This is a genomic window from Streptomyces sp. NPDC034670, from assembly GCF_055574875.1.
This window is the reverse complement of record NZ_JBVITR010000048.1, coordinates 26190-33887: the sequence shown is the minus strand read 5'-3', so window position 1 is coordinate 33887 and position 7698 is coordinate 26190. Positions and strand designations below refer to the sequence as shown.

The window sequence follows — 7698 nt, the reverse complement described above, 5'->3', positions numbered from 1 at the left end:
GGAAAGGGAGGGAGAGGGGATAGAGGGATTCTCGTCCCCCCCCCCCCCCTCCCCCCCCCCCCCCCCCCCCCCCCCCCCCCTCCCCCCCCCCCACCGCTGCCCGGGCCCGGGCCGTGCGGCCGGGGATCAGCGCACGGTCGCCTCGAAGCACTCCCGCCCGGACCCTCGTGCGGGACGGAAGCAGACCCGTACGACCGTGCCCGGTCGCGTCACCGTCATGGGGGTGTAGAGGTAGGCCCGCGCGTCCAGCGCGTCCGTCACCTCGGCGGAGCGGACCGGACCGGTCGCGGTCATCTCGATGCGGTCGCCCACCTCGGTGCCCCACATGCGGGCCCAGCTGGTCCCGCAGCCGCGGCTGTGGCGCAGCTCCAGGCCGGCTCCGGCGGTGGTGCGGTACGAGCCGAGGGTGTCCGGGCGGGAGCCGCACAGCATGTTCATCGGGTCCCTGCCCTCGCAGGAGGCGCCCTGGCAGCGGGGCCGCGGGGAGGAGGGGGCCGCGCCGGTCGCGGAGGGCGCGTGCGCGTCCCCGGGTGGCCGGTCCGGGGACAGCAGGAGCGCCGTCGTCGCCGTGGCCAGGACCACGGCCAGCGCGGCCGCGACCACTCCGGCGACGTGCCACGGCCGGCGCCCGTCGCGTCTGCCGTGACTGCTGTGACTGTGGTGCCCGTCGTGTCCACCGGGTTCGGCGGACCCGTCGTGCTCGCCGCGTCCGCCGCGCTCGCCGGGCCCGTCGCGCGGTGGTGGTCCCGCCGGGGGCGGTGGGGCGGCGGGAGGCCGGGACGGGCCGGGCGGCGGGACGTGTGCCGCCGCCCGGCCGCTGCTCTCCGCCTCCGCCATCTCCCACAACGCCAGGCACCGCCCGGCCGGCTCGCCCGCCAGTCGGCACAGTTCCCGCACGGCCTCGCGGGGCGGCAGCACGTCCCCCTTGAGGTAACGGCCCCAGGAGGACTTGCTGAACGCGGTCCGTTCCTGCAGGCCCGTCAGGCTCAGACCCGTGCGGCGCTTCAAGTCCCTGAGGGTGGCGGTCAGCTCCGCGCGCTCGGGTGAGGGGGTCATTTCCGCAGGGCCCCCCAGGTGTGCGGGCCGACGATGCCGTCCACCACCAGGCCGGCCTCCTGCTGCAGCCGTTTGACGGCCCGTTCGGTCAGTGGTCCGTAGATGCCGTCGATGTCACCCGGCGGGTGGCCCGTCCTGCGCAGCAGGCACTGCGCCTCGGCGACCTCGGCCCCCGCGTGCCCGTTCGCCAGGATCGCGTCCCGGGTCCGGCTGAGCCCCGCGTACCAGCGGCCGTCGACCCGCTCGATCCGGCAGGTGTAGAAGGGGGCCTGTGACGCGGACGCCGCCCCGGCCGGTGCGGTCGACGGGGTGGACGGCGACGCTGCGCGCCCCTCGTCCGCGGCGAACCGGGCGATCAGGACCACCGCCGAGGAGGCCGCCAGGACGACCGCCACGACACCGGCGGCGACCGCCACCCGGAGGGAACGGCCGCGCGGCGGCTCCGGTCGCCCGGTGCCCGACGACCCGTCACCCGGTTCCCCCGGCGCCGCCGTCGTCCGCGGGGACGGGTCCGCGTCCACCGCGTCCACCGCGTCCACCGCGTCCACCGCGTCCACCGCGTCCGTCCGCTCGCCGGCCAGTGCCGCGGCCGCGACGTCCCGCAGGGCCAGCAACCGGGTCGGGTCCTCACCGGCGACCGAGGCGATCGCTTCGACGGCCTCCCGGGGCGGCAGCGACCGGCCGCCCAGGTACCGCTCCCAGGACGACGTGCTGTACCCCGTCTTCGCGGCGAGCTGGCGCAGGCTCAGGCCGCTGTGGTCCTTCAGCCGGCGCAAGGACACCACCAGGCGCCGCAGCCGTGGGTCGAGTTCCGGCGGCAGTCCCTTCCATCGCGACATGTCTCCCCCCACCTCGCGTGGTCCCGTCCCCCGCCGCATTCTGCAACAACATCCACGGCGGGCCCGGGACGGCGGTTCCCGCACCCACGGCGATCCGGCCACCGGCCGTCCCGGGACGCCGTCCCGGCGGGGCGCGTCACCGCAGGCCGGAAGAGGCGGCGTCCCACGATGACGTCACTTCTGAGGCAAACATGGCGGTCCCCGCCCCCGGTCCGCCAGTGTCGTTGCCGAGCCGGCCGCCGCGGCCGGCGCCGTCCACTGGAGGGGGAGACGAATGCGAGCCATGACGAGGACCCTCGTCGGACTCACGACCGCCGTCGGGATCGCCGCCGGAAGCCTGGCGGTCGCGGGCACCGCCGTCGCGGCACCCGCGCAGGACACGAAGGCGACGGCGAGCGCCGAGGTCGCACCGCTCGCGGTGGTCAACCTCGGCCTGAGCACCACGCAGGCCAAGTACGCCCAGTGCTGGCTGCGGACGTACTGGGGCTACACCGGCGCCATCGACGGCCAGCTCGGCCCCAACAGCTGGAAGGCCTTCCAGCGCAACCTCAAGGCCCACTGGGGTTACACCGGCGCCATCGACGGCATCGTCGGCAGCGGCACGGTGAAGGCCCTGCAGCGCCTGCTCAAGGCCCACTGGGGTTACACCGGTGCCATCGACGGTGTCGCCGGCTCCGGCACCCAGGCCGCGTTCAAGCGGTTCGCCAACAGCTGCGCCTCGCTGTGCTGACCTGATCCCGCCTCGGGAACCGGCGCGGCCCGTCCTCCCTCCGGGGGAGAGGACGGGCCGCGTGCCGTGTGCGGGCGGGGCGTCAGAGCCGCTCGGGCGTCCGGATGCCCAGCAGCGCCATGCCCCGGTGCAGCGTGGCGGCCGTGACGTCGCACAGGAACAGGCGGTTGGCGACCTGCTCGGGCGACCCGGCCTTCAGCACCGGGCACTTGTCGTAGAACGACGTGTACAGCGACGCCAGCTGGTAGAGGTACGCCGCCAGCTTGTGCGGGGCGTACTCCCGCGCCGCCTCCGCCACCGTCTCCGCGAACGCGTCCAGGTGCAGGCCCAGCGTCCGCTCCGCCCCGTGCAGCGCCAGCTCCGGGTGCGCCGCCGGACGGACGCCCTCGGGAGCCTTGCGCAGGATCGAGCGGATCCGGGCGTAGGCGTACTGGAGGTAGACGGACGTGTCGCCGTTCAGCGAGACCATCTGGTCCAGGTCGAACTTGTAGTCCCGGTTCGCCGACGTCGACAGGTCCGCGTACTTCACCGCACCGACGCCCACCTGGGCGCCCCGCTCGGCGATCTCCTCCTCGGACAGGTCCTGCGCCTTCTCCCGGACGACGGCGGACGCGCGCTCGATCGCCTCGTCGAGGAGGTCGACCAGGCGGACCGTCTCGCCCTCACGGGTCTTGAACGGCTTGCCGTCCTTGCCGAGGACCGTGCCGAAGGCGAGCTGGACCGCCTTGACGTCGTCGTTCAGCCAGCCGGCCCGGCGCGCGGTCTCGAAGACCATCTTGAAGTGCAGCGCCTGCCGGGCGTCCACCACGTACAGCAGCGTGTCCGCCTTCAGGTTGAACACGCGGTCGCGGATCGCCGACAGGTCGGTCGCCGCGTAGCCGAAGCCGCCGTCCGACTTCTGCACGATCAGCGGGACCGGGTTGCCGTCCGGGCCCTTGACGTCGTCGAAGAACACGCACAGCGCGCCCTCGGAGCGGACCGCGACCCCCGACTCCTCCAGCAGGCGGCAGGTCTCGGCGAGCATGTCGTTGTACCCCGACTCGCCGACGATGTCCGGGTCCCGGACCTCCATGTCCAGCTTCTCGAAGACGGAGAAGAAGTAGATCTTCGACTCGTCGACGAACTTCTGCCACATGGCGAGCGTGGCCGGGTCGCCGGCCTGGAGGTCGACCACCCGGCGCCGGGCGCGCGTCTTGAACTCCTCGTCGGAGTCGAAGAGCCGGCGCGCGGCCTTGTAGAGGCGGTCGAGGTTCGACATCGCCTCCTCGCCGGACTTCCGGAGGTCCGCGTCGTCCTTGTGGTCCAGCTCGTGCGGGTGCTCGTCCAGGTACTGGATGAGCATGCCGAACTGGGTGCCCCAGTCGCCGATGTGGTGGCGGCGGACCACGTTCTCGCCGGTGAACTCCAGCAGCTGCACCACCGAGTCACCGATCACCGCGGACCGCAGGTGCCCGACGTGCATCTCCTTGGCCACGTTCGGCTGGGCGTAGTCGATCACCGTGGTGCCGGGGTGCCCGGCGAGCGGCACGCCGAGGCGGCCCGTGTCGTCCGCGTACCGCGCGGCCAGGTTCCCGGTGATCGCCCGGTCCGCGATCCTGATGTTGAGGAAGCCCGGCCCGGACACCGCGACGTCCTCGATCACGTCACCGGTGGCGACGTGCGCGACCACCTCGGCCGCCAGCTCCCGCGGGTTCGCCTTCGCCTTCTTGGCGAGCGCGAGGATGCCGTTGGCCTGGAAGTCCGCCCGGTCGCTTCGTCGCAGCAGCGGGTCCGCGCCGGCGGCCTCCGGCCGGGTGGCCGAAAGGGCGGACGCGAGCTGCTGCTGGACGGAGTCGCTGAGGGACGTGACCGAGGCCATGGAGTGGCTGCCGTTCTCTCGGGTTCGTGGACTGCTACGGAAACCGAGTATCCCACGCGGTGAAAAGCTGTTTTCGCGGATGCGGCCCGGCCTGGGAGAATGGAGCGGTCAGCCGTGCGACCGTAGTGGCTGCCCCAGCAGAAAGAAGGACGTGCCGATCGTGGCTCAGAGCACCGAGACCACCGACTGGGTCTCCCGTTTCGCGGATGAGGTCATCGAGGAGTCGGAGCGTCGGGCCCCGGGCAAACCGGTCGTCGTCGCGTCCGGGCTGTCGCCGTCCGGCCCGATCCACCTGGGCAACCTGCGCGAGGTCATGACCCCGCACCTCGTCGCCGACGAGATCCGGCGCCGCGGGTACCGGGTCCGGCACCTGATCTCCTGGGACGATTACGACCGGTACCGCAAGGTCCCGGCCGGGGTCGCCGGCGTCGACGAGTCGTGGTCCGAGCACATCGGCAAGCCGCTGACCTCCGTCCCGGCGCCCGAGGGCTCCGCGCACCCGAACTGGGCCGAGCACTTCAAGGCCGCGATGACCGAGTCGCTGGCCGAGCTGGGCGTGGAGTTCGACGGGATCAGCCAGACCGCGCAGTACACCTCCGGCGCCTACCGCGAGCAGATCCTGCACGCCATGAGGCACCGGCACGACATCGACGCGGTCCTCGCCCAGTACCGGACCAAGCCGAAGCCGGCCGACCAGAAGAAGCAGCAGGCCAAGCAGAAGCCGGTCGACGAGGCCGAGCTGGAGGCCGCCGAGGGTTCGGGCGCCGCCGCCGAGGACGACGGCTCCGGTTCCGCCGGGTACTTCCCGTACAAGCCGTACTGCGGCAACTGCGAGAAGGACTTCACCACCGTCACCGCCTACGACGACGACTCCACCGAGCTGACGTACGCCTGCACCGCGTGCGGCTTCTCGGAGACCGTCCGGCTCAGCGAGTTCAACCGCGGCAAGCTGGTCTGGAAGGTCGACTGGCCCATGCGGTGGGCCTACGAGGGCGTGGTCTTCGAGCCGAGCGGTGTGGACCACTCCTCGCCCGGGTCGTCGTTCCAGGTGGGCGGGCAGATCGTCGGGATCTTCGGCGGCGAGCAGCCCATCGGGCCGATGTACGCCTTCGTCGGCATCAGCGGCATGGCCAAGATGTCGTCCTCGCGCGGCGGCGTGCCCACGCCCGCCGACGCGCTGAAGATCATGGAGCCGCAGCTGCTGCGCTGGCTGTACGCCCGCCGCAAGCCCAACCAGTCCTTCAAGATCGCCTTCGACCAGGAGATCCAGCGCCTCTACGACGAGTGGGACCGGCTCGACGCCAAGGTCGCCGACGGCTCCGCGCTGCCCGCCGACGCCGCCGCGCACTCCCGCGCGGTGCGCACGGCGAGCGGTGAGCTGCCGAGGACGCCCCGGCCGCTGCCGTACCGCACCCTCGCCTCGGTGGCCGACATCACCGCCGGTCACGAGGACCAGGCGCTGCGCATCCTCAGCGAACTCGACCCGGCCCGCCCGCTCGCCTCGCTCGACGAGGCCCGGCCGCGCTACGACAGGGCCGAGGCGTGGATCAACACCCACGTCCCCGCCGAACAGCGCACCATCGTCCGCGAGGAGCCCGACGCCGAGCTGCTGAAGTCGCTCGGCGAGGAGGACCGCGAGGCCCTGCGGCTGCTGCTCGACGGGCTCGCCGACCACTGGTCGCTGGACGGGCTCACCCACCTCGTCTACGGCGTGCCCAAGGTCCGGGCCGGCTTCTCCGCCGACGCCACGCCCAAGGAGCTGCCGCCGGAGATCAAGACCGCCCAGCGGACGTTCTTCGCGCTGCTCTACCACCTGCTGGTCGGCCGGGACACCGGCCCGCGCCTGCCCACGCTGCTGCTCGCGGTGGGGCAGGACCGGGTGCGGACGCTGCTCGGGGAGTAGGCGGCCGCGATCCCACGACGAGGGGGCGCCCCGGTTCCGGCCGGGGCGCCCCCTCGTCCGTGCGGTTCCCGCGTCGCGGACCGCCCGGTGCCGTGCGCGCCGCGGACTCCGGCTGCGCCGGCGGGCGTCGGGCTGCACGGTCCTCAGGTGTGGGAGAACCACACCCCGACCACGACTCCCATGGAGACGAACATGGAGACGACGATCCATGCCACGGAGGGCCCGTGCGGCTTCACCTTGATGTCCGGATTCTGCTCCTGCTCCAGAATGTCGGCGGTGACCCACTTCCTCACCGGGACGATCATGATGAGGAACATGAGGAGAATGGACGCGTACAAGTAAAGGGACACGGAAAGGGAGTAGTCCTTCACCAGCGCGTGCAGGAGCAGAACCGGTCCGAGGACGAGGGGGATGAAGGAGACGCTCCTCTTGCCCTTCGGGGTCGGCATGGACCAGCGCATCAGGGCTATGTGGAGCGGAGTGACGGCGAGCGCGACGAGGACCCAGGCGTAGGTGGGCAGGGACAGGAACAAGGGCGCTGGTCCTTCCGGGCGGAATACGGCGTACTTGTCGTGAAAATACTCGTGTCCCTCCGGGCCCCCCAGTGGTTTCCCTCGGTCGCCGATCGCCCGGACCGCTGCCACCGGTCCGTGCTCGCTTCCGGTCACTTCCCGCGGACGGCGCCGGTGCCGTGGTCTCCTGCGTCTGGTGGGCGGTCCCGGTGGTGGCCCGCTCCTGTCCGCCGGCCCGCGGCCCGCGGCGCGGGGCCCGGGCTGCCGGGGCGGCTTTCCGTACGCGGGTCAGCGGGTCAGCGCGAAGCCGAGGAGCGAGACGCCGACCAGACAGACGGCGAAGAAGGCGAGGTGCCGGCGCGGGACCTCGAGGTGGTCCGTGGCCTCGCCCCTGCGCCACCGCTCGAGTATCTCCTTGAACAGCTTCCGCAGGGGGAGCAGGCCGAGCGTCAGGCCGATGTGGGCACATGAGTACATGACGAGCGCCCCGGCCGGACCGATGTCCTTCAGCCGGCAGACGACGGCCAGGACCGCGCCGCCGGCGACCATGATCACCGGATAGGCGATGCGGAACTTCCGCAGGGGGATCCAACTGCCCAGGACGCAACTGGACAGGACGGTGGACGCCGCGGCCAGCAGCCACAGCCACCCGACGGGTACGGAGGTGAGCATGGGGGATGCCCTTCTGCGCCGGGGGGGGGGGGGGGGGGGGGGGGGGGGGGGGGGGGGGGGGGGGGGGGGGGGGGGGGGGGGGGGGGGGTGGGGGGGCGGAGGGGGGGGGGGGGGGGGGGGGGGGCACG

7 protein-coding genes are annotated in these 7698 nt (G+C 72.8%); 2 read left to right on the top strand and 5 right to left on the bottom strand.

All coding sequences use genetic code 11. The features are described 5' to 3' along the window. Positions 1 to 126: 126 nt before the first annotated feature. Positions 127 to 1056 (bottom strand): helix-turn-helix domain-containing protein, encoded by a 930-nt coding sequence (locus ACZ56B_RS26155; RefSeq protein ID WP_468795435.1) that lies wholly within the window; start codon positions 1054 to 1056, stop codon positions 127 to 129. Beyond that, positions 1053 to 1895, bottom strand: coding sequence for a peptidoglycan-binding protein (locus ACZ56B_RS26150; RefSeq protein WP_468795432.1), 843 nt, complete (start codon positions 1893 to 1895; stop codon positions 1053 to 1055). The genes ACZ56B_RS26155 and ACZ56B_RS26150 overlap by 4 nt, the downstream gene beginning before the upstream one ends. Before the next feature lie 274 nt (positions 1896 to 2169). Here ACZ56B_RS26150 and ACZ56B_RS26145 point away from each other — a divergent pair, with 274 nt between their 5' ends. Further along, positions 2170 to 2625, top strand: coding sequence for a peptidoglycan-binding domain-containing protein (locus tag ACZ56B_RS26145; RefSeq protein ID WP_468795429.1), 456 nt, complete (start codon positions 2170 to 2172; stop codon positions 2623 to 2625). 82 nt (positions 2626 to 2707) lie between these two features. Here the strand turns inward: ACZ56B_RS26145 and argS are convergent, their stop codons facing one another. Continuing rightward, positions 2708 to 4483 (bottom strand): arginine--tRNA ligase, encoded by a 1776-nt coding sequence (gene argS / locus ACZ56B_RS26140; protein WP_468795426.1) that lies wholly within the window; start codon positions 4481 to 4483, stop codon positions 2708 to 2710. 151 nt (positions 4484 to 4634) lie between these two features. Between argS and lysS the strand changes: the two genes are divergently transcribed. Then, on the top strand, positions 4635 to 6386 hold the full coding sequence (gene lysS / locus ACZ56B_RS26135) for a lysine--tRNA ligase (protein ID WP_468795423.1): 1752 nt from the start codon (positions 4635 to 4637) through the stop codon (positions 6384 to 6386). A gap of 143 nt (positions 6387 to 6529) precedes the next feature. Here lysS and ACZ56B_RS26130 read toward each other — a convergent pair whose 3' ends face one another. Then, positions 6530 to 6919 (bottom strand): hypothetical protein, encoded by a 390-nt coding sequence (locus tag ACZ56B_RS26130; protein WP_468795420.1) that lies wholly within the window; start codon positions 6917 to 6919, stop codon positions 6530 to 6532. A 267-nt stretch (positions 6920 to 7186) separates the two neighbouring features. Next, complete coding sequence (locus ACZ56B_RS26125; RefSeq protein ID WP_468795417.1) at positions 7187 to 7570, bottom strand: hypothetical protein; 384 nt, start codon at positions 7568 to 7570, stop codon at positions 7187 to 7189. Between the last annotated feature and the right edge of the window lie 128 nt (positions 7571 to 7698).

Coding starts and splice junctions, on each gene's coding strand:
- ACZ56B_RS26155 (WP_468795435.1), bottom strand. CDS start 1,056: ATGACCCCCTCACCCGAGCGCGCGGAGCTGACCGCCACCCTCAGGGAC.
- ACZ56B_RS26150 (WP_468795432.1), bottom strand. CDS start 1,895: ATGTCGCGATGGAAGGGACTGCCGCCGGAACTCGACCCACGGCTGCGG.
- ACZ56B_RS26145 (WP_468795429.1), top strand. CDS start 2,170: ATGCGAGCCATGACGAGGACCCTCGTCGGACTCACGACCGCCGTCGGG.
- argS (WP_468795426.1), bottom strand. CDS start 4,483: ATGGCCTCGGTCACGTCCCTCAGCGACTCCGTCCAGCAGCAGCTCGCG.
- ACZ56B_RS26125 (WP_468795417.1), bottom strand. CDS start 7,570: ATGCTCACCTCCGTACCCGTCGGGTGGCTGTGGCTGCTGGCCGCGGCG.